Source organism: Achromobacter sp. ACM05 (assembly GCF_019218915.1).
GTDB lineage: Bacteria > Pseudomonadota > Gammaproteobacteria > Burkholderiales > Burkholderiaceae_B > Achromobacter > Achromobacter animicus.
Genome location: NZ_JAHUWQ010000001.1, coordinates 1,523,343 through 1,545,218, shown reverse-complemented (window position 1 = coordinate 1,545,218; position 21,876 = coordinate 1,523,343). Strand labels below are relative to the sequence as shown.

Genomic DNA, 21,876 nt, shown 5'->3' with positions numbered 1-21,876 from the left:
CGATAATAGTTCCTATTTAGAATAATGACCTCACCTCAGCACACCCGCCGCCGCTTCTGCGCCGCGGCGTTGGGCGCCGCCCTCCTGCCGCGCCTTGCAACTGTCCGGGCCGCCACGCTCGAACGCCGGGCCCAACTGACCCTCGCGGGACCGGGCGCCGTGGTCAGCTATCCGCTGATGCACATGGCGGCCACCGGCGCGCTGGCCGATCACACCGACAAGCTGCGCTTCCGCTTGTGGCAGACGCCGGACCAGTTGCGCACGCTGCTGGTGAACCGCGACGTCGAGTTCAGCGCGGCGCCCAGCACCCTGCCCGCCCTGCTGCACAACCGCGGCATGCCGGTGCGCCTGTTGAATATCTCGGTCTGGGGCATTCTGTGGCTCGTCAGCCGCAATCCCGACATCAAGACCTTCGCCGACCTGGCGGGACGCGAACTGGTCGCGCCCTTCCAGCGCGATCTGCCCGCCGTGCTGCTGGACACGCTGCTGCAGGCCCAGGCCGACAAAGGCCTGGCGCCGGTTACGCTGCGCCGCACCCGCGACGGCCAGGACGCCATCGCCCTCATGCTGAGTGGTCAGGCGGAAAGCGTGTTGCTCGTCGAACCCATGGCCTCGCTGCTGCTGTGGCGCGCGCAACAGGCCGGCGGCATGGCGCTGCACCGCGGCCAGAGCCTGGAAGCCGCGTGGCGCGGCAGCTTTCCCGAACAGCCTTCATTGCCGCAAGCCGGCGTCATGGCCGGCGCAGGCGTGGCGGACGATACCGCGCTGTGCCGCGCGGTGGACGCCGCCTACGCCGCGTCGGCGCGCTGGTGCGCGGCCAATCCCGAGGCCTGCGCCGACCTCGTGCGCGAACACCTTCCGCACCTGCCCGCGCCGGCTGTCGTGACTGCGATTCGCGGCACGCGGCTGGACAGCCGCAGCGCCCACGATGCCCGTCCCGAGCTGGAAGCGCTGTACCGCCTGCTGGCCAGCCGCTTTCCGCAGGCCATCGGCGGCGAGCTGCCCCCTGTCGGCTTCTACGGACCATGAGCGCCCCCGCCGCAAGTCCCGCGCGCACGTCGCGCGGCTGGAGCGTGGCCGGCGTCCTGCTGTTGCTGCTGGCATGGCACCTGACCGCCCGCCATCTCGGCCCGCTGCTCATGGCCACGCCCTGGGACGCGCTGCGCGCCATCGGCCCCCTCGTGCGCAGCGAACAGTTCTTCGCCAACGCGGGCGTCAGCCTGATGCGCATCGGCGTCGGCGTGCTGGCCGGCGCCTCCATCGGCTTCACGCTCGGCGTGCTGGCCGGGCACAGCGCGCGCCTGCGTGGCCTCATCGAACCTGTGCGCTGGCTGCTGATGGCCGTGCCGCCCGTGGTGATGGTGGTGCTGGCCATGCTGTGGTTCGGCATGGGATCGCCCATGGTCATCTTCATCACGACGCTGATGATGGCCCCCGGCATGTACGTCAACACCGTCAAGGGCATGCTGCACGTGGACCGGCGGCTGATGGAGATGACGCACGTCTATCGCTACGGCCCGTGGCTGCGCCTGCGCCACCTCTACCTGCCGGCGCTCAGCGCGCCGCTCCTGGCTGCGTTGCTCATCGCCCTGTGCGGCGGCGTGCGGCTGGTGGTGATGGCCGAAGTGCTGGGCGCGGAAAACGGCATCGGCTATGCGCTCGCCAATGCCCGCAGCACGTTCGACACCGCCGAACTCTTTGCGTGGGTGCTGCTGATCTTCGGCCTGGTCGCGCTGCTTGAATTTGCACTGCTGCAGCCGTTGCAGCGCCGCCTGGGACGCTGGATGGAGCCGAGCCATGCTTGACATGCAAAACCTCGTGCTGCGCTTTGGCGCCCAGCCGGTGCTGGCCCGCATCGACCTGCAACTGGCTGCCGGAGAGCGGCTGGGCCTTGCCGGCCCCAGCGGCGCGGGCAAGAGCTCGCTGCTGCGTCTGGCGGCGGGACTGCTCGCGCCCACGGCAGGCACGCTGCGCAACACGTTCCGGCATCCGGTGCTGATGTTCCAGGAGCCGCGCCTCTTGCCCTGGCGCAATGCGCGCGACAACGTGGCGCTACCGCTGCGCGCCACCGGCCTGCGCATGGCCGACGCCCGCGCGAAAGCGGATGAATGGCTGGCCCGGGTCGGGCTGGTGGGCGCGGGCAATGCCTGGCCGGGAGAGCTGTCGGGCGGCATGGCGCAGCGGGTCTCGCTGGCCCGCGCGCTGGCGCTGGAGCCCGACCTCCTATTGCTCGACGAACCCTTCAGCGCGCTCGACCCCGCGCTGCGCCGCCAGCTCTCCGCGTGCTGCAACGAAGAAGTCGCGCGCCTGGGCGCGGCCCTCATCTGCATCAGCCACGACCCGCAGGAACTGCTGGGCCTGGTCGACCGCTGCGTCATGGTCGGCAACGGCCGCCTCGAGCCCGTCTCGCTCAGCGGGTCTATTGGCAGCCCGCAGCGCGCCGCCGACGCCGAACGCCTGCACGCCCTGCTGCTCGACTCAAGGAAGCAACCATGACCTACCTCGCCCTGCACATCGTGCATCTGTTCGCCGCGCTGATCTTCATCGGCACCGTGATCTTCGAAGTGCTGTTCCTCGAACCCGTCGCCAGACGCCTGCCCGCCGACGTGCGCCGCGCGCTGTCGCAGCAACTGGCGCCGCGCGTGCGGCGTGTGATGCCCTGGGTCCTGGTCGTGCTCTACGCCTGCGGGCTGGGCATGGCTTGGCACTACCGCGCCGTGCTCGCCAGCCCTGGCAGCTCGGCCTTCGCCGCCTTGCTGCTCTTGAAGATGGCGCTGGCCGGCAGCGTGCTGCTGCACGTCATCACGGCCATGACGCTGGCGCGCCGCCAACGCCTGCACGCCGCGCTCCGTTCACGCGTGCATCTGAGCGTGTTCTGTCACATGGCCGGCATCGTATTGCTGGCCAAGACCATGTTTCACATTTCCTGGTAACGCCCAGGCCCGTCCTTCGTGGAATCCATCTGATGTCTACCCCTGTCCTGCGCCAGCTTGCATCCACCCTCACCCTGAGCGCCCTCGGGCTGTCCGTCGCCGCGGCGCAGGATGCGCCGTCGCTGGCCCCCGTCGTCGTTTCCGGGACCACCATCCCCAATGCACTGGAACCCAGCGTGCAACGCACGCAAGCCGAACTGCAGGCCGTGCCCGGCGGCACCAACCTGATCCAGCCGCAGCAGGCGGTGCGCCTGATCACGCTGCGCGACGCGCTGGAATACCAGCCCGGCGTCATCGTGCAGGAATTCTTTGGCGGCCTGGACCAGCCGCGCCTGAACATCCGCGGTTCCGGCATCCAGAGCAACCCGCTGTCGCGCGGCATCCTGCTGATGCAGGACGGTCTGCCGCTCAACGACGCGGACGGTTCCTTCATCATCAGCCTGCTCGAACCACGCAATGCCGGCATCATCGCCGTGCGGCGCGGGGCCAATGCGCTGGCCCCCGGCGCCAGCACGCTGGGCGGCGAGGTCGACTTCCAGTCGCTCACCGGCACGCAGGGCGACTTCATCCGGCTGGGCGGCGGCAGCTTCGGCACCCGCAACGTGACGCTGGCCAAGGGCTTTCAGGACGAACGCTTCGACGGCCGCTTCGCCTTCGGCTACGACAAGTCGGACGGCTATCGCCACCACTCGTCGTCCGAACGCACCAGCTTCCAGGGCAACGTCGGCTTCCGCCGCGGCCTGTTTGAAAACCGCACCTATCTTTCGTACACCGACCTGAAGTTCGACATTCCCCAGCCAATCCCGAAGGCGCGTATGTACGAGGACCCGCGCAGCGTGCTGGGCGACGGCAATTCGCCGCAGGATATTTCCAACAACGTCTACAACCGCGACCCGCACCGCGACACCAACCAGTTCCGCCTGGCCAACCGCAGCTTCTGGGGCACCGAGGCCTTCAACCAGACCGCCGGCGTCTACTGGCAGCACACGAACGACGACTTCACCAATCCCCAGGTCGCCAACGTGACCGACAGCGACACCTATGGCATTGCCTGGCAACTGAACGGCAAGATCGGCACGGTGGACTACCGCGCCGGCCTGGATTGGCAGCGCAGCAACATGGACCGCGACCTGTACGCCATCCGCCCGTCCGATGGCCAGCGCCTGCAACGCTTTGGCAACTACGACCTGCGCGCCGAGAACCGCAGCGCGATGGTGGGCGTGGACTGGCACCTGACGCCGCAGTTCAGCGTGGTGGGTGACGTCAAATACACCGTCGCGGTGCGTGACGCGCACGAGCGCAACAGCGGCAAGACGCTGGATCAGGATTGGCGCTACGCCACGCCGAAGCTGGGCGTGATCTGGCAACCGGCCGCATCGCAGCGCTGGTACGCCAATGTCAGCCGCAGCAACGAAGTGCCGACCTTCTGGGAAATCGTCAACGGCGAAGTCGCCGCGCCGATGAACCCGGCCACGGCCAGCACCTCCATGAGCAAGCTGGACCTGCAACGCGCGCTCACGTATGAAGTTGGCGGCGACGGCACGTTCACCGTCGCCGGTCGCGACCAGCACTGGAGCGTGTCGCTGTACCGCAGCAAGGTCGACGACGAGCTGATGTCGGTCACCAACGAAAACGGCACGCCGGCGGGCACCTACAACTACAACGGCCGCACGCGGCACCAGGGCATCGAAGCCGGCCTCTACGGCACGCTACCCTCGCCCGGCGAAGGCATGTTCGACTACCGCATCGCCTACACGCTCAGCGACTTCCGCTTCCGCAACGGCCAATATGAAGGCAACCGCATCGCCGGCGTGCCGCGCCATCTGCTGAGCGCTGAAGTCATGTACCGCATCGGCGGCTGGCGCTTCGGCCCCAACGTGCGCTGGCTGATGAGCGACACGGAGACCAACCACGCCAACGCGCCCGGCACGCAGCAGGAAGCCTATGCGCTCCTCGGCTTCAAGATCGCCTACGAGCACGACGCGCACTGGAGCGGCTACGTCACGGCCGACAACCTCACCGACAAGACCTACGCAAGCAGCTACGCCATCCGCAACACGGCCACGCCCGCCATGCCCATCTTCCTGCCGGGCAACGGCCGCGCGTTCAGCGCGGGCGTGGCGTACAAGTTCTGATGGCGGACCGTTTGCCTTAGAACTCCGTGCTCACGGACAACAGCACCGTCAGCGGCGCGCCGACCGTCAGACCTTCGCGCGCCGCGGACTGCCAGTAGTTCTTGTTCAGCACGTTCTCGACCATCGCACGGATGACCACGGGCTTGCCGTTGGCGTTGAAGGCATAGCGCGCGCCCACGTCGAAGCGCGTCCAGCCCGGAATCTCCTGCGTGTTGGCGACGTCGACGATCTGCGAGCTGGTGCGCAGCATCCGCGCGGTCAGCGTCAGGCCCGGCACGAATGGCGTGTCCCATTCGGCTGCCGCGTTGAATTGCAGACGCGGCACGGCCGGCGCGCGGTTGCCGTCGTTGACGCCGCCCTCGGTACGCGTCAGGCGCGCATCGGTATAGGCCACGCCGCCCAAAAGGCGCACGCCGTGCGTCGGCTCGCCCTGCACCAGGAATTCCAGACCGCGGTTGCGCTGCTTGCCATTGGACACGTAGCGCAGGCTGGCAGGATCCAGATAGCTGCTGGGACGCTCGATCTGGAACGCGCTGAGCGTCGTTTCAAACTGGCCGAAATCGTACTTGGCGCCCACTTCGAACTGCTTGGAGATTTCAGGCGCGAACACTTCGCCCGCGTTGACGGCGCCTTCGGGCGCCGTCCCGCCCTGGCTCAGGCCCTCGATGTAATTGCCATACAGCGCCAGCCGCTCCGTGGGTTTGACGGTCAATGCAAACGCCGGCGTGACGGCGGACTCGTTGTAGTTCGACGTCTGGCGACCGCTCATCGCGTCGAAGTTGGTCGACTCCACGCGCTGGTGCCGCACGCCCGCGATGAATTGCACGCGATCGTCGGCCATCGAAATCGTGTCGGCCAGCGCAATGCTGACCAGCCGGGAATCGCTGGCCCGCGGCAGATCCGACGGCCGCGCGATGTTCGGCTTGGGCAGGTCCGCGGGGTTGTAGATGTTGGAGAACACCGTGCTGGACCGGATCCGCGCCGCCGAATAGTCGATGTCCAGCACGCTGGCGCTCAGCGCCGGCTCATGCTTGAGCGGGCCGGTCTGCAGGCGCCCCCGCACGCCGATTTCGCCCGTCTTGCTCAGCAGCGACTCGTTCAGGCGGGCCGGCACCGCGCCGATATCACCCGCTTCGTTCAGCATCAGCCAGCTGGTCTGCATGCTTTCAAAGTCGTGCTTGCGCGCGCCGACGGCGCCGTAGACGGTCCAGTCCGGCGACACGTCGTACTCGGCGCGCAGCGCGCCCGACCATTCCTTGGTCTTCCAATAGGTCCACGACGGAAAGAAATTGCGGCGCGCGTCCGGCGCCCGGCCGATGTCCACGCCCGACGGCGGCGGAAACAGCAGGCCGCTGCGCGCATCGGTAGTGCGGTTCTGGTAGTTGATGTCGCCTTCCACGCGCAGGCGCTCGCCCTGATAGTCCAGGCCCAGCGCCACGGCGCCCAGGTCTTCCTTCGCGCCGTCCATCGGCAGGTCGCCGCTGCTGCCGGCCACGTTCAGGCGCACGCCCCACTCCTGGCTCTCGCCATAGCGGCGCGACAGGTCGGCGTGCGCGCCGAACTGGCTGTCGCCGATGTACGACACGGTAAAGCGGTTCAGCGGATCGGCGCCCGCGCGCTTGGGCACGAGGTTGATCGAGCCGCCCACGGAACCGTAGGGCGCCATCCCGTTCAGCAAGGCATTGGGACCGCGCAGCACTTCGACGCGCTCCACCCCAATCAGCGAACTCGAATTGCGCGGCGACACGCCGTACAGGCCATTGAACGACACGTCGTAATTGAACAGCGTGAACCCGCGGATGTTGAACTCGTCGCGCCCCGCACCGCGCGAGTAGGTATTGCGCACGGTCGGGTCATTGACCAGCACGTCGCCGATGTTCTGCGCCTGCTGGTCCTCGATCAGCTTGGCGGTGTACTGCGTCGCGCTGAATGGCGTGCTCATGTCGTCGCGGTCGCCCAACAGGCCCAGACGTCCGCCGCGCGCCACCTGGCCGCCGGGGTAAACCGGCGGCAAGCCGCTCGCCAGCCCGGAGGCCGTCACCGTCACGGGTTCCAGCGTGGTGGTCTGGCCGGCGGGCAAAACGCTCAGCCGGTACTCGTTCGGCGCCTCGCGCGTGGCGCGCAGTCCCGTTCCGGCCAGGGCCTGCTCCAGCGCCTGATGGGGGGTGTAGCGGCCGCGCACGCCATTGCTCTGGCGGTCGGCCACCAGCGACGGCTGCGCGGCCAGCAGGATGCCGGACGCGTTCGCCAGCCGCGTCAGCACCTGGTTCAGCGGCGCGGGGGCAATGTCGAAGGTCATCAGATCCGCCACGCCGGTCGTCGCGGGCGCGGCCTGCGCGTGGGCCGTCGGCCCCCAGACGGCGGAAACGGCCATCGCCAGGGCCAACGGCAGGCCCCAGGACGGGATGCGCCGGCGACGGAAGGCCAAGGCGCGTGCGCGGGTCACGGGAAAGGCCGCGGCGGCGGAAGAAGGACGGTGGGACATGACGGGACCTGTGCTCTCGTGCGTAAGTTCTGGAAGGGAGAGCGGCGCGCCAGCCATGCGGATTGCAGGGCGCGAGCGGCTCTTACTGTCCTTATTCGAACGAGCGGGCAAAACCCGGAACCGTTTCGCGAAAATTTTTTCAGGCGCGCGCTTCGAGGCTGATCCACCAGGGCATCGTGCGGCGCACGCGCACCGGCAATACCGAGGCCAGCATGTCCAGCGCGCGGTCGGTCTCGCGGATGGGATAGCTGCCGAAGACGTGCAGCCGCGCGATCTCCGGCGCCACGGCCAGGTGGCCGAAGTGATAGCGGCGCAATTCGGCCACCACGTCCGCCAGCGGCGTGTTGTCGGCCACCAACACGCCGCGCGTCCAGGCCTCGCGGGCCGGGTCCACCGGCAGGAAGCCGTCCAACGTGTCCGCCGTGAACCGCGCCTGTCGCCCCGCCGGCACGATGCCGCTGGCGCGGCTGGCGGCCGTGTCGACGCGGACGGCCCCTTCGTGCACGGCCACCACCACGCCGTCGTCCTCCCCACGCACGGTGAAACGCGTACCCAGCGCCTGCAGCCGGCCCTGCGCGGTGTCGACCACAAAGGGACGGATCGGGTCCGCGGCGGTCTGGATCAGCAGCTCACCGGCGACAAGCTGCAGGCGGCGCAACGTGGCGCCATAGTCGACATCGAACGCGCTCAGGGCCTTCAGCCAGACCTGGGTGCCATCGGCCAGCGCGACGTGGCGCGTTTCGCCCAGCCCCGCGCGATGGTCCGCGCCCCAGGTCGAGGCCGCCAGGGGCAAGGGCGTCTGCCGCCACGCCGTCCACCCCAGGCTGGCGATGCCCAGGGCCCCCGCCATCCCCAGCAGCAGTTGCCGGCGAGCGCGCGGCCGGGCCGACGCGGCCTGCCCGAAGGCCGTCACGGCGGCGTCCCGGTCAGGACTGGATTGCAGCGGGGAAAAGCGGCGGCCGATGCGTTCGACGTAACCCCAGGCTTCGCGGTGTTCAGCGGCGCGGTCGATCCATTGCTGCCATTGCTGGCGCTCGGCGGCCGACGCATCGCCGGATCGCAGCAACGCATACCACTCGGCGGCCTGCTCCATCGCGCGATGAGAGGGCTCGCGCGCCTGCGCGGCGCTCATGAGGCGGCCGCCTGCAATGCCGCGGGCATCTGCGGCAGGCCGGCCGGCTCGTCAGCATGTCCTGCCGCCAGGCGCGCCTCAAGCTGCATGCAGCACAGCATGGCCTGGGCGACATACTTGCGGACCATGCGCGCCGACACGCCCAGCACGTCCGCCACTTCCTGGTCGGTCATTTCGCACGCCACCGCCATGACGAAGGCGTGGGCGGTCTTGGGCGGCAAACCGCGCAGCATCGCGTCGATCTCGCCCAGGGCCTGCAGCACCATGGCTTGATCCTCGGCCGAGGACACCGTAGGCTCGGGCTGCGCCGCCAGGGCGTCCAGCCACGCCTGCTCCAGGTCGCGGCGGCGCCACAGGTCGATGCACATGCCGTTGGCCATCCGGCGCAGATAGGTCCGGGCATGGCGGGCGTTGTCGAACTTGCACGGGCGCGTCAAGAGGCGCACGAACGCGTCGTGCGCCAGGTCGGCGGCGTCCGCCGCGTTGCCCAGGCGCCAGTTCACCCAGGCCAGCAGCCAGCCGTGGTGATTGCCGTATAGGCTCTCGAAGTCCTGGGATGCCCCTTCCGATCCGCTCACGATCCCGCCCGCACGCGATACCGCTCACATTGCTTATTAATGCGAACGGTTATCAATTAACAAAGCGCAGATTATGGACCGGGGTGGCGAGGTTTGGCAACGGGGTTTAGGCGATAATCCCGCTGCCCCGACGGGCCTGGAGAAGCCGGCACACAGCCGCGAAGGAAGCGATGAACTGGGACGATGCAAGGATCTTTCTGGCGCTGCAACGGGAAGGCACCCTGCGGCGCGCCGCGCGCGTGGCCGGCGTCGATCAGGCCACGATCGGGCGGCGCATCGCCACGCTGGAACACACCCTGGGCGCGACGCTGTTCCTGCGCAGTTCCACCGGATACACGCTCACGCCCACGGGTGAAAGCGTGCTGCGCGCCGCCGAACGCATGGAGCAATTTGCCCATGACCTGGTGCGGCAGGCCCAAGGCACGGACGGGCGGCTGGAAGGCGAGGTCAAGGTTGCGACGACCGACTCGCTGGCCATGGAATTCGTCATACCAGCCATCGCGGCGCTGCACGTGCAGCACCCCGCCGTGCGTGTCCGCTTGAACGTGTCGACCCAGATGGCCAATCTTGCCCGGCGCGAGGCGGACATCGCCATCCGTAACATCAAGCCCGAGAACCCGGATCTCGTCGCGCGCCAACTGGCCCGCTGGCCAGTGGGCCTGTACGCCAGCGAGCAGTATCTGGAACTGCGCGGCACGCCGTCGGAAGGCGAGGGCCTGCAAGGGCATGACCTGGTGTACTACCAGCCCTACCTCGAAGGCGGCCGCGCGCCCACCATCGTCGGCGAACCGGCCCAGGCGGGCTGCATCGTGGCCACGGCCAATTCCAGCCTGATGCTGCGCGCCATGATCGCCGACGGCATCGGCATCGGCGAACTGCCCGTGCCCATGGCCGAACGCGGCGGACTCGTCCGCCTGTGGCCGGCGCGCGAACGCGCAGGCGGCTTTCCCGTGTGGCTGGTGACGCACCAGGACCTGCGGCACACGGCCCGGGTGCGGGCATTCATCGACGCCGTCGCAAAGCAGTTCGACCCGCCGCCGCAATAGGCGGCGATAGTCAGCGACGACTGCCAGCGGTTATTGCCAGCGGTTATTGCCCAGGTTTACTGCCGCATTTTTGCATTGGTTGAATTGCAAAATGCTGCGTGATTGCAGCGCACGGGCTACCTATACTTTTTCGCAGGCCGGTCGGTTTCGCCCGGCGTTCGAAGCGTGAGGTTCCCCATGTCGCATTCATCCGCCGTCGCACCCTCCGCGACGCCAACCCCCGTGGCAACACCGCCCGTAGCAGGCACCGCTGCATGGCGGTACGTCCTTGCCGGGTTCGCCGCCAGCCTGGCCAGCATCGGCCTGGCCCGTTTCGCCTACGCGCCGCTGGTCCCCGCGCTGATCCAGGCGCACTGGTTCTCCTCGTCCAGCGTCGTGTTCCTGAGCGCTGCCAACCTGACCGGCTATCTCATCGGCGCGCTCATCGGCCAGCCGCTGGCGCGGCGCCTTTCCAGCACACAGGTGCTGCGCGTCATGATGGCGCTGGTCACGCTGGCCTTTGCGGCGTGCAGCCTGCCGCTGTCGATCGGCTGGTTCTTCGGCTGGCGTCTTGCCTCGGGCATCGCGGGCGGCGCCATCATGGTGCTGGCCGCCGCGACGATCCTGCCGCATGTGCCGCGCGCACGGCGCGGACTGGCGGGCGGCGCCATCTTCCTGGGCATCGGCGTCGGCATTGCAGGCTCCGGCACAGTCGTGCCGTGGCTGCTGGGCATGGGGCTGCAGGCGGCATGGCTGGGTCTTGCCGCCATCTCGGCCGCGCTGACCCTGCTGACCTGGCGTGCGTGGCCGGCGCATGGCGCCGCATCGCGCCGGTTGGCGGACCCGGTGGCGGATACGCTTTCCCCTGCCCGCCAGCCCTCCGATCACCGCGCCGGCGTGACCCTGCTGTTCGGCCAGTATGGGCTGATGGCGGTAGCGCTGGTCCCGGCGATGGTCTTCCTGGTGGACTTCGTCGAGCGCGGCCTGGGCGCGGGCGCCGCGGCCGGCGCGCGCTTCTGGATTCTCTACGGCGTCGGCGCAATGGTGGGCCCCCCGCTTTACGGCTGGCTGGGAGACCGGCTCGGCCCGCGCCAAGCCCTGCGCGTCGTGCTGGCTGTTCAGGCGATCGCGATGGGCGCCTTGAGCTTCAGCCACCACCATGCATGGCTGGGCGCCGCCGCGCTGGTAGCGGGCACCTTCCCGCCGGGCATCGTGCCGCTGGCGCTGGCGCGCATCCACGACCTGATTCCGCACGATGCCTTTGCGCAAAACCAGGCCTGGAGCCGCGCAACGGTCAGCTTTGCGACCTTCCAGGCGTTGGCCGGTTACGGTTACTCGGCCGTGTTCAGCGCCAGCGGCGGCCAGCACCGGACGATGTTCGTCATCGGCACGGCGGCGCTGATCATGGCGGTCCTGGCCGAGGCCAGCGCGGTGGAAAAGTTGATCGGCCGGCTGCTGCAAGGCCGTCCCCAGCCCTGCGGCCCTGCGCCCGATTGCCGATGACACGCACGCCCGGCGCCTGCCGGGCGTACACGAAGGCTCATCCCAGATACTCCACATTCCCGCACACCGAGATGCTCTGCCCGCTGATCATCGCCCCTTGCTCCGAGCACAGGAACACCACCTGATTCGCCACATCTTCCGGACGCGTCATGCGGCGCAGCGACACCTTTTCCACAAGCTGCTCTCGCATCGCGTCGTTGCTGACCCCGCCGGCCTCGGCGCGGGCGGCGATGATGCGCTCGACCCGGTCGCCCGACACCACGCCCGGCAGCACCGAATTGACGCGGATGTTCGACGGCCCGAGTTCCATCGCCCAGGTCTGGGTCAGCCCGGCCAGCCCGAACTTGCTGGCGCTGTAAGGCGAACGCAAAGAAAAGCCCAGGCGCCCCGCCACGGACGAGATATTGACGATGGCGCCGCCGCCCGCGGCCCGCAGCAGCGGCACCGCGCTGCGCGCGCACAGGAACGTGCCGGTCAGATTGACGTCCAGCGTGTTGCGCCAGGCGTCCAGCGTCGTGTCCTCGAGCCGGCTGGTCGGCCCGGACACGCCCGCATTGTTGACCAGCACATCCAAGGCGCCCCACCGCGCGCCCAGCGCCTCGAACATCGCCAGCACCTGCGTCTCATCAGACACGTCCGTCCGGCTGACGCTCAACGCAGGCAGGCTTTCTTGCGCCGCCTTGAGCGCCCCTTCGTCCACGTCGCAGATATGCACGTCGGCGCCCGCATCCACAAACCTGCGCGCGATCGCCAGCCCGATGCCCTGCGCGCCCGCGGTGACCAGCACGCGGGCGCCTTTCAATGATTCGGTCATGTCATGTCCCGATGTACAAGTGGCGGCAGCGCGGCTCGCGCGCCGCGCCGCCAGACGGTTACGTCAAAGCGCGAACTCGGGACGGATGCCGCTTTTCAGGGGCAAGCCCATGATTTCACGCGCCTCGGCGGGCGTGGCCGGCTCCATGTCCATTTCGCGGATGATGCGCACGATGCGCTCGGTCAACTGCACGTTGGTGGCCAGTTCGCCATGCCGGTAATACAGGTTGTCCTCCAGCCCGACCCGCGCGTGGCCGCCCAGCAGCAGCGCGCTGATGTTGGCCTCCAACTGCGACGGCCCGATGCCGCTGACGCAGAAGACGCTGTTCTTGGGCAGCAGGTCCACCATCATCTGCAGATGCCGCGGCGAAAACGGCATGGCGTTCTGGAAGTTGCGATGCACGTTCATGACCAGGTTGATGAAGTGCGGGCCTTCGTCCAGGTCCTCGTTGATCAGCGTCGTCACGTCCTGCAGGATGTGCGTCGGACTGAACACCTCCCACTCGGGCTTGATGCCGCGCGCCTTCATGCCGGCGGCCAGTTCGCGCCCTTTGCTGAGCGGCGTGTTCATCAGGTATTCGCGGTCGCCGAACGCCAGATTCAGCGTGGTGGCGTCCAGCGTGCACATCTCCGCGCCCGCGTCCATGCCCTTCAGACGCTCCTCCCACAGAATCTCCCACGTGCCGGGCGAGGTCTCGGCGACCATGTCGCCATGCACCCCACCGCCCGTGGAGTTGTTCAGCACGATGTCGCAGCGCTCGCGAATCAGCTGGTTCATCTTCCGGTAGACGGCGGCGTCGCACGTCGCCAGATCATCCGCACGCCGCGCATGCAGCGCCACCACGCTGGCGCCCGCGTTATAGCAGCGGTAGACATCCTCCGCGATCTCGGCGGGCTGCGTCGGCAGGTGCGGATTCTGGCTTTTCAGGGCCATGCCCCCGGTCGGGGCGATGGTCACGATGACTTTGCGTTTGGCCATGCGAGTTCTCCTAGGATTTCCACAGCGCGCAGCGGCTTTCGGACTGCTTCGTGAAGGCCTCGTTGCCGTCGATGGCCTGCACCACCGTGAAGTAATCCCACGGCTCCTTCGACTGGTCCGGGCTCTTGACCTGCAGCAGGTACATGTCATGCACCACGCGGCCATCGGGACGCACCACCCCGTCCTTGATGTACATGTCGTTCAGCTTGTTCTCGCGCAAGTAAGCCAGCACCTTGTCCGCGTCGTCCGTGCCGGTTGCCTTGACCGCGTGCAGATACTGCAATGCCGCCGAATAATCGGCCGCCTGCAGCGACGACGGCATGGCCTGCCGGCGGTCGAAGAACTTGCGGCTCCAGGCGCGCGTCTCGTCCGACGCATTCCAGTACCAGCTGTCGGTCAGGTACATGCCCTGCGCGGCCGGCAGGCCCATGGCGTGGATGTCGTTGATGAACATGATCATGCCCGCCAGCTTCATCGACTTGGTGATGCCGAACTCGTTCGCCGCCTTGATTGAATTGGTCGCGTCCGCACCCGCATTGGCCAGCGCCAGGATCTCGGCCTTGCTGCTTTGCGCCTGCAACAGGAATGACGAGAAATCGCTGGCGGCCAGCGGATGCTTCACGCTGCCCACGACCTTGCCGCCGCCGGACTCAACCACCTTGGTGGTGTCGGCCTGCAGCGCGTGCCCGAAGGCGTAGTCGGCCGTCAGGAAGTACCAGCTCTTGCCGCCCGCCTTGACCACCGCCGCGCCCGTGCCGCGCGCCTGCGCCACGGTGTCGTAGGCATAGTTCAGCGTGTAGGGCGTGCATTGCTCGTTGGTCAGCGCGGGCGCGCCGGCGCCGACCACGATGATCGGCTTTTTCTTGTCCGCGGCTACCTTCGACATGGCCAGCGCCGTGCTTGAATTGGTGCCGCCGATCAGCATGTCCAGGCCGCGCTGGTCAAACCATTCGCGCGCCTTGGCCGACGCCACGTCGGCCTTGTTCTGGTGGTCCGCGGTCAAAAGCTCGATCTTCTTGCCGTTGATCTGGCCGCCCATTTCCTCGATCGCCATCTTGATGGCTTCGGCGCCGCCAGGACCATCCGGCCCCGAGTAGACGCCGGACATGTCGGTGATGAACCCGATGCGGATCACGTCGTCGGACACTTGCGCCTGCGCAGCCGTGGCGGGCAGCAGCGTGGCGGAAATGGCGCCGGCAATGGCGGTGGCGGACAGCAGGCGTGGCATTGACAACATACCGGTCTCCTCTTATGGTTTTTGGCCCGTGGGCGTCAAACATTCTGCGGTCCGGCTGCCCCTGCGGACAGTCATCATGTTGACAAAGAACCCTAGGGTTTACCTGGGCCGCATTCCACCTCCAGACAGGGAATGAACATGCGTGAACCGCCTGCCCTGGCGGGCAACGACGCGTCCGCCGTGAATCGCAGGCCGGCGCGCAGTGCCGTGGACAAGATGCTCGACGTGGTGCCCTGGTACAAGGGTCTGCCCGAACTCGAGCGCGATGTGGTGCGCGCCGAACTGCGGACGGTGTCGCTGGCGACGGGCGAATACCTGTTTCGCGCGGGGTCCCGCTCGCCCGGCTGGTATGGCGTGGTCGAAGGCCTGGTGAAGTGGTCATCCCCTGGCACTGATGGCCGCACGTTGTCGCTGGCCGGATTCAGCACGGGAAGCTGGTTCGGCGAAGCCACCATGATCCGCCGCGAACGCTTCGAATACGAAGTCGTCGCCCTGCGCCCCAGCCGCATCGTGATCCTGCCGCGCGACACCTGCGAACGCCTCTGGAACAACAACATCGAATTCACCAAGGCGCTGATGACGCATCTGGCGCAGCGGGTGAACTGGCTGATGGGCTGCTACACGGGCAACGTGCTGCTCGACGTCGACACCACGGTGGCGCGCGCCGTTGCGGCGCAACTGGACGCCGAGGTCCATTCGGGCACTAAGGGCCGGTTGCGGATCTCGCAGGAAGAGATCGCGGGCTTATGCGGCGTCTCGCGCCAGCGCTGCAACACCGCGCTGACCCGCTTGGCGCGCGAAGGCGTACTGCAAACGCATTACGGCGGGTTGACGGTGCTGGACAAGGAGGCGTTGTACCGGTGCGCAAAGATCAGCCGCAATCCGGCATAATGCCCGGGCTGCCGCCGCTCACGCGGCGCTGACACGAACGGCAACGCCGCGGCACAGCGCAATCTTGCTTGCTTCGCAGAACTGTTCTGCAGATCGATGGGGTAATCGGCCGGTCGGATAAAAATTATCATCGGCGTATGAGACAACCCCTGGCCGGAAGTCTGATTCCGGTCAACCCAACCGCCAGCGTCAAAACATAAGAAACCGGCCTGCGGAAGGCACGGTCCCCGCATGGCGACGGGAACCTGGAGAGAGACAGATGCGCAAGCTCACGCGCCGCGGCTTCATCGCGGCCGGCACCCTCATGATGTTTGCCCGCCCGGTGCTGGCCGCGGCCAAGCCCGTGACCCTGATCGTGCCCTATGCCGCGGGCGGCCCCAACGACAATTTCGCGCGCCTCCTGGCCGAAGGCATGGGCGCCGAGCTGGGCATGAACTTCATCGTCGAGAACAAGCCTGGCGCCAACGGCATCATCGGCGCATCGCAGGTCGCACGCGCGCCCGCCGACGGCAGCATGCTGCTGATGGGCGGCTCCGGCCCCCTATCGCTGAACATCCTGCTGCGCCCCAGCCTGAACTATGGCTTCGACAGCTTCAAGTCCGTCGCCATGATGTTCGACGGCCCGCTCACGATCACCGTGCCCGCGAAGATGGGTGTCAATTCCCTCGCGGAGCTGGTGGCCTATGCAAAGAAAGAGAATCGCGCGCTCACCTACGGATCGCTAGGCCCCGGCAGCGTCACCGATCTGTACGGACTGATCATGTCCAAGACGCTGGGCATCCCGCTGACCGCCGTACCCTACAAGAGCACGCCCACCAGCCTGATCGACCTCATCACCGGGCGCAACGATCTCTCCTACATGACGCCCATCGCCCTGGCCGACCACCAGAAGGCGGGCGCGGTGAAGATCCTGGCGCTGACAACCGACCAGCGCGATCCGGCCCTGCCGGAAGTGCCCTGCGTGACGGAATTGGGTTATCCCCAGCTCAAGGCCAGCTATTGGACGGCGTTGCATGCGCCCAAGGGAACGCCCGACGCGATCGTAGAGGCCTATTCCGCGGCCGCCATCAAAACCGTCCAATCCGAGAGCTTCCGAAAGCTGCTCGTAGCCAACGGCCAGACCGAGAAGGCCGGCGGCCCGCAGGCACTGGAAGCGCAACTGGACACCGACCGGCAATATTGGGGCAAGGTCATCCAGGAAAACCACATCGTTCTCGATTGAGCCAGCCCTTCTCCCAATGACAAGCCCGCCAATTTGGCGGGCTTGTCTGTTCAGGCCGATGCGGTCATTCGTTCATTGGATCTGCGCCGGCGCGATGCCGTGCGTGGCGGACTGGAAGTTGATCACCGGACGCGCTTCCCGGCAGGCGGTCCTGCGGATCTTGCCCACGATGAGATCATGCGTGCCCAGTTTCTCGGTGCAGACGATGTCGCACTCGATGCTGGCCAGCGCATCGGGCAGCACAGGCGCGCCATGTTCGTTCATCACCCAACCGCCTTGGGCGAACCGCGCCCTGCCCTGAGGATTCTTCATAAAGGCCTCGATCACTTCGGCATGGCCTTCTCCGAGGATGTTGGCAACGAACCGGCCGTTTCGCAGCAGCGGCGCATGCGCCGACGCGGTCTGCTGCACAAAGAATCCGACCATGGGCGGATCGGCAGAGATCGACGTGAGGCTGGAAACGATCATCCCCGCCATGTCGGCGCCGTCGCCCGTGCTGACGGCGCTGATGCCCGCCGGCAGCGAGCGCATAGCCGCCTTGAAGTCATCGACCGACACCACCTCGTCGCAATCGTTGACCACCATGTGCGCGCGGATGTCGCCGCGTTCATCGACCCATCCATGCCGCGCAGCGTAATCCACCATCTTCGTGAAACTGGCCTCCCAAGCTGGATCGCCCGCGTGCTGCGACAGAAAGCGCAGCACCGACGGCGACAGCCGCACGTGCCTTTCGTCCTCGCGCCGGCCAATGCGGGCGATCGCACGTTCGAGCCTATCCGCGGGCTGCGGATCCGCCATGACATCCAGGCGGCCGAAATCAGCCGCATCGCGCAGCGCAATCGCGCCGGCATTGCTCAAGTAGATACGCATGTTGCCCTCCTTCAGGCAAGGACGGTCGTACTGCCGACTTCCTTGCGGATCGCGGGAATGATCTTGTCGCCCCAGAGTTCGATCTGCTTGAGCATCGTCTTCTGGTCGAAATCGCCAAGCTGCGTTTGCAGCGCGATGTGCTTGGGCCGCAGGATGCTGATCTCTTCCAGCATCTTGTCGATGACTTCATTGACCGACCCCACCGGCAGGTTCTTGCGAAGCTGCTCGAAGGTAGGATCGGTTTCCGACGGCACTTCCTTGACCATGTAGCCGTCGTCGCTCTGCGCGCGGCGGAACTTCAAGCTTTCGGAAATGCGGCGCTGGAAGCGTGCGCAATCCAGATAGGCGTCGATCTCGGCTTTGTTGTCCGACGCGTAGCCGCAGCGCAGGAAGCCGAACTTCACATCGCGATCCAGGTCCTTGCCATTGTCGTCCGCCACCTTTTCCAGCCGGCCTCGCAGCTCGGCGATGGCGTCGTTGCCCTTGAGCAGCGCCGTCACGAACAGGTTGTGGTTCTCGCGCACGCCGCGGCCCAGCGTCACCGGATTGCCCGACGTGATCCACAGCGGCGGCATCGGATCCTGGATGCAGCGCACCGCGATCGAGCTGGGCGGAATCTTCAGGAACTTGCCGTCATGCTCGAAGATCTTCTGCGTCAGGCCCTTGGGGATGACGTCCAGGAACTCATTGAAGATCGCGCCCGATTCTTCCAGCTGCACGCCGAAGCGCTCGAACTCGAACTGCTGATACCCGGATCCCACACCCAGTTCCAGGCGGCCGTTAGACACCGTATCCACGAAGCCGACCTCGGCCAGGAAGCGCGCTGGGTGATACAGCGGCAAAATGCACACCGCCGTGCCCAGACGGATGCGGCTGGTCTTCGCGGCCGCATGCGCCACCGTCATCAACGGCGACGGCGACAGCGAGTAGTTGTTGAAGTGGTGCTCGGCGTACCAGGCCGTGTTGAACCCGGCTTGCTCGGCCGCCACCGTCTGCTCGATGGAGTTGTTGATGACTTGCGCGGAGGACTGGTGGTAACCTCGTTGCTGCGCCAGAATGAATACGCCGAATTCCATTGTGTCTCCTCATTGATGCTTGAATCCTTGAGGAAATTCTAGAGGCCGGTAGTCATGGGCTGGAATACAAGAAAAGCGGCGTTCTGTGCTGCATAAAGTGGAGGAATGATGGACAGACTGCGCGCAATGGAGCTCTTTCTGTCGATCTCGAAGACCGAGAGCTTCTCGGAAACCGCGCGCCAGTTCGGCATCTCCGCCACCTCGGTGTCGCGCATGATCACCGACTTCGAAAACGAGCTCAACGTGAAGCTCCTGCTGCGTTCCACACGGCAGGTCGTACTGACCGAAGCGGGCCAGGAATACGCGCGCCAGCTCGAAACCATCCTCTGGAACATCAACGAGGCGCACCGCAACATCACCGAAATCCGCGCCGCGCCCAAGGGCATCCTGCGTGTGCATTCGCGCATGATGTTCGGCCTGGGCGTGTTGCCGCAGCTGGTCGCCGCGTTCCGCGAGGCCTATCCCGAGATCCACATCGAACTCGTGCTGTCGGAAGCCAAAACCGATCTGCGGCGCAATAACTTCGACATCGACTTTCGCATCTCGCCGCCCGTCGAAGCCGGGCTGAAGCGGCGCATCCTGTTCAAGAGCGAACGATACCTGGTGGCCTCGCCGGCGTACCTGGCGAATCGCGAACTGCCTACGCGGCCGGCGGACATCGCGCAGCATGACTGCCTGGCCTACCTGCTGCCAGGCGACCAGACGTGCTGGCGCTTCAAGCAGGGCGACACGATCGACGAAGTGCTGATCAAGCCCCGGCACGTCACCAACAACGGCGTGGCCTTGCTGGAACTGGCCCGGCTGGGCGAAGGGATTGCGCTGCTGGACGACTACACCGTGCACCACGACATCGAGCGCGGCACGCTGGTGCGGCTATGCCCCGATTACCGGGTCACCAACACGACGTTTGAAGAAGGCATGTACGCCACCATCCTGGACACCGCCATGATCCCCGTGAAGATCCGGCTGTTCCTGGACTTCGTGGCCTCGCACGTATCCGGCGCGGAACTGCGCTTTGCGGCGTACGGCAAGCCGGCCGCCAGCGACTAACGCGCCGGCAGGCATCAGCCTTGCGGCCGGATCCGGCAATGCGGACGCGGCGCGCCGGCATAACCCGTGCCGCGCACGCGCAGCAGTGCACCATCCATCGGGCCGTCCGCCGACAGGCGTCCGCTGTCGCTGATGGAGGTGACGTACAGGTCGGCCAGCCCGTCCCCGCCAAAACACAGCGACGCCGGATGCGCGACCGGCAGGTCGATGCGCACATCCAGCTTTCCGTCGCGGTCGAACCTGGCAATGGCGCCGGCATGCACCAACGCCGTCCATAACCCGCCGTCGCGGTCGAAACAGCAGCCGTCGGGCGCCGACCCTAGCGCGTCCGTATCGACGAAGACGTCGCGTTCCGACAATCTGCCCTGCGCGTCCATGCGGTAGCGGTAGATCTTGCGCACCGAACTGTCGCACACGTAAAAGTGCGTGCCATCCGGATGCAGGGCCGGCCCGTTGACCACCCCCAGCCCCGCGTCGATGCGGTCAAGGCGGCCGGCGGGATCCAGGCGGTACAGGCCGCCCAGCGGCGGCTCCCCGGCCTCGCGGTAGATATGCATGGTCCCCGCCACGAAGCTGCCGTCCGGCAGGGGCGTGCCGTCGTTCAACCGCAGATTCGGGTGGCTGTCCTCGATACTGGCCAGCATCCGCAGGCTGCCGTCCGCCGGCCAAAAGCGCGCAAACGACTCCTTCAGCGCCACCACCAGCTCGTCCTCGCCATTGAACGCAAAGGAACCCAGCGGCGCAGGCAACTGCCAGCGTTGCACGCTGCCAGAGTCGGGGTTCACGGCCAGGATCAGCCCCTTGCGGCAATCCGCCATCCACAGCAGCCCGCGCGCCGCATCCCAGACCGGACATTCGCCCAGGGCTGCGCGCAGCGTCCCGATTTGTTCAATCAGCATCTTCCGCCTCGCTCCTTATTAGCCGGCTTTCCACCGACTTTTTTCCCCATGGTATCGGCTTGGCGTGGGCCGGAATATGCGGCATTCCTGCAGAACACAACCACCGTTTTTGGCGTAGATCGCGCAGGAGCCCCTACTTAAAATCAAAAAAAAGTCCGGCGCCGCCCGGCACGGACTGCGGACAAGACAGGTCGATCCGACCCGAGGAGACTTCCATGCAGCACGCCCACGGCGCCCGGCGCCCCACTGTCCATGCCCAGTCGAACGAGGTGCGCGCATGAGCGACACCCCCGTCAAGTTCGAAGTCAACGAGGGCGTTGCCCTGGTCACCCTGAACAACGCGCCGGTCAACGCGCTGAACCGCAACATGCGGCGGCGCATCGTGGCGATCTTCGACGAGATCTCCGAGCGCGAGGACATCCGCTGCGCGGTGCTGACCGGCAACGGCACGGTCTTTTGCGCAGGCGCGGACCTGAAGGACCGCCCCAACGCCGACATTGCCGGCGACTTTCTGGAACACAACCGCATCACCCGCGAGACCGGCAACGCCATCAAGGAGTGCGCCAAGCCGGTCATCGCCGCCGTCAACGGCGCGGCGCTCGGCGCCGGCCTTGGACTCATGGCTGCCTGCGACATCATGTATGCGTCCGATAACGCCACGTTCGGCATGCCCGAGATCAACGTCGGCCTGGCCGGCGGCGCTTCCATGCTGCGCACGCTGTTCGGGCGCTCGACGCTGCGCCGCATGTTCTACACCGGACAGCGCTTGACCGCGCACGACCTGCTGCGCCGCAACGTGCTGGAAGACGTGCTGCCCCCTGATCAGCTGTTGCCCGCCGCGTTGGCGCTGGCGCACGAAATCGCCGCCAAGGCGCCGCTCGCCGTGCTGTACGCCAAGCGCGCGGCCAACATGGTGGACCTGATGCCGCAGCGCGACGCCTATCGCTTCGAGCAGGACTTCACGATGGCGCTGGCCAAGACCGAAGACGCGCGCGAGGCCCGCATGGCGTTCCTGGAAAAGCGCCAGCCGCAATTCAAGGGGCGTTGA

General features: G+C 66.9%; 20 protein-coding genes. 11 read left to right on the top strand and 9 right to left on the bottom strand.

The features are described from left to right. Positions 1–24: 24 nt before the first annotated feature. From KW836_RS07080 to KW836_RS07060, 5 genes are read left to right on the top strand one after another with little or no spacing between them, the layout of a single operon-like run. Positions 25–1,029, top strand: coding sequence for an ABC transporter substrate-binding protein (locus KW836_RS07080; RefSeq protein ID WP_218342827.1), 1,005 nt, complete (start codon positions 25–27; stop codon positions 1,027–1,029). Continuing rightward, positions 1,026–1,805 carry an ABC transporter permease gene (locus KW836_RS07075; protein WP_105240696.1) on the top strand — a complete coding sequence of 260 codons (780 nt, stop codon included), beginning with the start codon at positions 1,026–1,028 and terminating at the stop codon, positions 1,803–1,805. The genes KW836_RS07080 and KW836_RS07075 overlap by 4 nt, the downstream gene beginning before the upstream one ends. Further along, positions 1,798–2,496: an ATP-binding cassette domain-containing protein gene (locus KW836_RS07070; RefSeq protein WP_218342826.1), complete on the top strand. Its 699-nt coding sequence runs from the start codon at positions 1,798–1,800 to the stop codon at positions 2,494–2,496. Before KW836_RS07075 ends, KW836_RS07070 begins: the two co-directional genes overlap by 8 nt. Further along, positions 2,493–2,933: a CopD family copper resistance protein gene (locus KW836_RS07065; protein WP_218342825.1), complete on the top strand. Its 441-nt coding sequence runs from the start codon at positions 2,493–2,495 to the stop codon at positions 2,931–2,933. Before KW836_RS07070 ends, KW836_RS07065 begins: the two co-directional genes overlap by 4 nt. Before the next feature lie 32 nt (positions 2,934–2,965). Next, positions 2,966–5,068: a TonB-dependent receptor domain-containing protein gene (locus KW836_RS07060; protein WP_218342824.1), complete on the top strand. Its 2,103-nt coding sequence runs from the start codon at positions 2,966–2,968 to the stop codon at positions 5,066–5,068. Between the two features lie 16 nt (positions 5,069–5,084). Here KW836_RS07060 and KW836_RS07055 read toward each other — a convergent pair whose 3' ends face one another. From KW836_RS07055 to KW836_RS07045, 3 genes are all read right to left on the bottom strand, one after another. Beyond that, the gene (locus tag KW836_RS07055; protein ID WP_370632985.1) at positions 5,085–7,553 is read right to left on the bottom strand and encodes a TonB-dependent siderophore receptor; all 2,469 of its coding nucleotides are present in this window, start codon (positions 7,551–7,553) and stop codon (positions 5,085–5,087) included. 139 nt (positions 7,554–7,692) lie between these two features. After that, the gene (locus tag KW836_RS07050) at positions 7,693–8,685 is read right to left on the bottom strand and encodes a FecR family protein (RefSeq protein ID WP_175184740.1); all 993 of its coding nucleotides are present in this window, start codon (positions 8,683–8,685) and stop codon (positions 7,693–7,695) included. Then, the gene (locus tag KW836_RS07045) at positions 8,682–9,263 is read right to left on the bottom strand and encodes a sigma-70 family RNA polymerase sigma factor (RefSeq protein ID WP_218342823.1); all 582 of its coding nucleotides are present in this window, start codon (positions 9,261–9,263) and stop codon (positions 8,682–8,684) included. Before KW836_RS07045 ends, KW836_RS07050 begins: the two co-directional genes overlap by 4 nt. A gap of 170 nt (positions 9,264–9,433) precedes the next feature. Between KW836_RS07045 and KW836_RS07040 the strand changes: the two genes are divergently transcribed. Further along, entirely contained in the window at positions 9,434–10,309 is an 876-nt protein-coding gene (locus tag KW836_RS07040; protein ID WP_175137885.1) for a LysR family transcriptional regulator, read from the top strand. Between the two features lie 177 nt (positions 10,310–10,486). Then, positions 10,487–11,791, top strand: coding sequence for a YbfB/YjiJ family MFS transporter (locus tag KW836_RS07035; protein WP_218342822.1), 1,305 nt, complete (start codon positions 10,487–10,489; stop codon positions 11,789–11,791). 37 nt (positions 11,792–11,828) lie between these two features. Here KW836_RS07035 and KW836_RS07030 read toward each other — a convergent pair whose 3' ends face one another. From KW836_RS07030 to KW836_RS07020, 3 genes are all read right to left on the bottom strand, one after another. Beyond that, positions 11,829–12,605 (bottom strand): SDR family oxidoreductase, encoded by a 777-nt coding sequence (locus KW836_RS07030; protein WP_218342821.1) that lies wholly within the window; start codon positions 12,603–12,605, stop codon positions 11,829–11,831. A gap of 63 nt (positions 12,606–12,668) precedes the next feature. After that, the gene (locus tag KW836_RS07025) at positions 12,669–13,583 is read right to left on the bottom strand and encodes a 3-keto-5-aminohexanoate cleavage protein (RefSeq protein WP_056559337.1); all 915 of its coding nucleotides are present in this window, start codon (positions 13,581–13,583) and stop codon (positions 12,669–12,671) included. 10 nt (positions 13,584–13,593) lie between these two features. Beyond that, on the bottom strand, positions 13,594–14,811 hold the full coding sequence (locus KW836_RS07020) for an ABC transporter substrate-binding protein (protein ID WP_218343283.1): 1,218 nt from the start codon (positions 14,809–14,811) through the stop codon (positions 13,594–13,596). Between the two features lie 147 nt (positions 14,812–14,958). Here KW836_RS07020 and KW836_RS07015 point away from each other — a divergent pair, with 147 nt between their 5' ends. Beyond that, positions 14,959–15,711 carry a Crp/Fnr family transcriptional regulator gene (locus tag KW836_RS07015; RefSeq protein WP_239211271.1) on the top strand — a complete coding sequence of 251 codons (753 nt, stop codon included), beginning with the start codon at positions 14,959–14,961 and terminating at the stop codon, positions 15,709–15,711. Between the two features lie 259 nt (positions 15,712–15,970). Continuing rightward, on the top strand, positions 15,971–16,933 hold the full coding sequence (locus KW836_RS07010) for a tripartite tricarboxylate transporter substrate binding protein (protein ID WP_218342820.1): 963 nt from the start codon (positions 15,971–15,973) through the stop codon (positions 16,931–16,933). Between the two features lie 72 nt (positions 16,934–17,005). Here the strand turns inward: KW836_RS07010 and KW836_RS07005 are convergent, their stop codons facing one another. Together KW836_RS07005 and KW836_RS07000 are read right to left on the bottom strand one after the other, a co-directional pair. Further along, complete coding sequence (locus tag KW836_RS07005) at positions 17,006–17,803, bottom strand: flavin reductase family protein (protein WP_175137890.1); 798 nt, start codon at positions 17,801–17,803, stop codon at positions 17,006–17,008. An 11-nt stretch (positions 17,804–17,814) separates the two neighbouring features. Next, on the bottom strand, positions 17,815–18,879 hold the full coding sequence (locus tag KW836_RS07000; protein ID WP_175184744.1) for an LLM class flavin-dependent oxidoreductase: 1,065 nt from the start codon (positions 18,877–18,879) through the stop codon (positions 17,815–17,817). Between the two features lie 108 nt (positions 18,880–18,987). Here KW836_RS07000 and KW836_RS06995 point away from each other — a divergent pair, with 108 nt between their 5' ends. After that, a complete protein-coding gene (locus KW836_RS06995) occupies positions 18,988–19,929 on the top strand; it encodes a LysR family transcriptional regulator (protein WP_191579074.1) in 942 nt (313 codons plus the stop codon). 14 nt (positions 19,930–19,943) lie between these two features. Here KW836_RS06995 and KW836_RS06990 read toward each other — a convergent pair whose 3' ends face one another. After that, positions 19,944–20,828, bottom strand: coding sequence for an SMP-30/gluconolactonase/LRE family protein (locus KW836_RS06990; protein ID WP_175184745.1), 885 nt, complete (start codon positions 20,826–20,828; stop codon positions 19,944–19,946). A gap of 277 nt (positions 20,829–21,105) precedes the next feature. Between KW836_RS06990 and KW836_RS06985 the strand changes: the two genes are divergently transcribed. Further along, positions 21,106–21,876, top strand: a complete 771-nt coding sequence (locus KW836_RS06985) for an enoyl-CoA hydratase/isomerase family protein (protein ID WP_175184746.1) — start codon at positions 21,106–21,108, stop codon at positions 21,874–21,876.

Coding starts and splice junctions, on each gene's coding strand:
- KW836_RS07080 (WP_218342827.1), top strand. CDS start 25: ATGACCTCACCTCAGCACACCCGCCGCCGCTTCTGCGCCGCGGCGTTG.
- KW836_RS07075 (WP_105240696.1), top strand. CDS start 1,026: ATGAGCGCCCCCGCCGCAAGTCCCGCGCGCACGTCGCGCGGCTGGAGC.
- KW836_RS07070 (WP_218342826.1), top strand. CDS start 1,798: ATGCTTGACATGCAAAACCTCGTGCTGCGCTTTGGCGCCCAGCCGGTG.
- KW836_RS07065 (WP_218342825.1), top strand. CDS start 2,493: ATGACCTACCTCGCCCTGCACATCGTGCATCTGTTCGCCGCGCTGATC.
- KW836_RS07060 (WP_218342824.1), top strand. CDS start 2,966: ATGTCTACCCCTGTCCTGCGCCAGCTTGCATCCACCCTCACCCTGAGC.
- KW836_RS07055 (WP_370632985.1), bottom strand. CDS start 7,553: ATGTCCCACCGTCCTTCTTCCGCCGCCGCGGCCTTTCCCGTGACCCGC.
- KW836_RS07050 (WP_175184740.1), bottom strand. CDS start 8,685: ATGAGCGCCGCGCAGGCGCGCGAGCCCTCTCATCGCGCGATGGAGCAG.
- KW836_RS07040 (WP_175137885.1), top strand. CDS start 9,434: ATGAACTGGGACGATGCAAGGATCTTTCTGGCGCTGCAACGGGAAGGC.
- KW836_RS07035 (WP_218342822.1), top strand. CDS start 10,487: ATGTCGCATTCATCCGCCGTCGCACCCTCCGCGACGCCAACCCCCGTG.
- KW836_RS07030 (WP_218342821.1), bottom strand. CDS start 12,605: ATGACCGAATCATTGAAAGGCGCCCGCGTGCTGGTCACCGCGGGCGCG.
- KW836_RS07025 (WP_056559337.1), bottom strand. CDS start 13,583: ATGGCCAAACGCAAAGTCATCGTGACCATCGCCCCGACCGGGGGCATG.
- KW836_RS07020 (WP_218343283.1), bottom strand. CDS start 14,811: ATGCCACGCCTGCTGTCCGCCACCGCCATTGCCGGCGCCATTTCCGCC.
- KW836_RS07015 (WP_239211271.1), top strand. CDS start 14,959: ATGCGTGAACCGCCTGCCCTGGCGGGCAACGACGCGTCCGCCGTGAAT.
- KW836_RS07010 (WP_218342820.1), top strand. CDS start 15,971: ATGCGCAAGCTCACGCGCCGCGGCTTCATCGCGGCCGGCACCCTCATG.
- KW836_RS07005 (WP_175137890.1), bottom strand. CDS start 17,803: ATGCGTATCTACTTGAGCAATGCCGGCGCGATTGCGCTGCGCGATGCG.
- KW836_RS07000 (WP_175184744.1), bottom strand. CDS start 18,879: ATGGAATTCGGCGTATTCATTCTGGCGCAGCAACGAGGTTACCACCAG.
- KW836_RS06995 (WP_191579074.1), top strand. CDS start 18,988: ATGGACAGACTGCGCGCAATGGAGCTCTTTCTGTCGATCTCGAAGACC.
- KW836_RS06990 (WP_175184745.1), bottom strand. CDS start 20,828: ATGCTGATTGAACAAATCGGGACGCTGCGCGCAGCCCTGGGCGAATGT.
- KW836_RS06985 (WP_175184746.1), top strand. CDS start 21,106: ATGAGCGACACCCCCGTCAAGTTCGAAGTCAACGAGGGCGTTGCCCTG.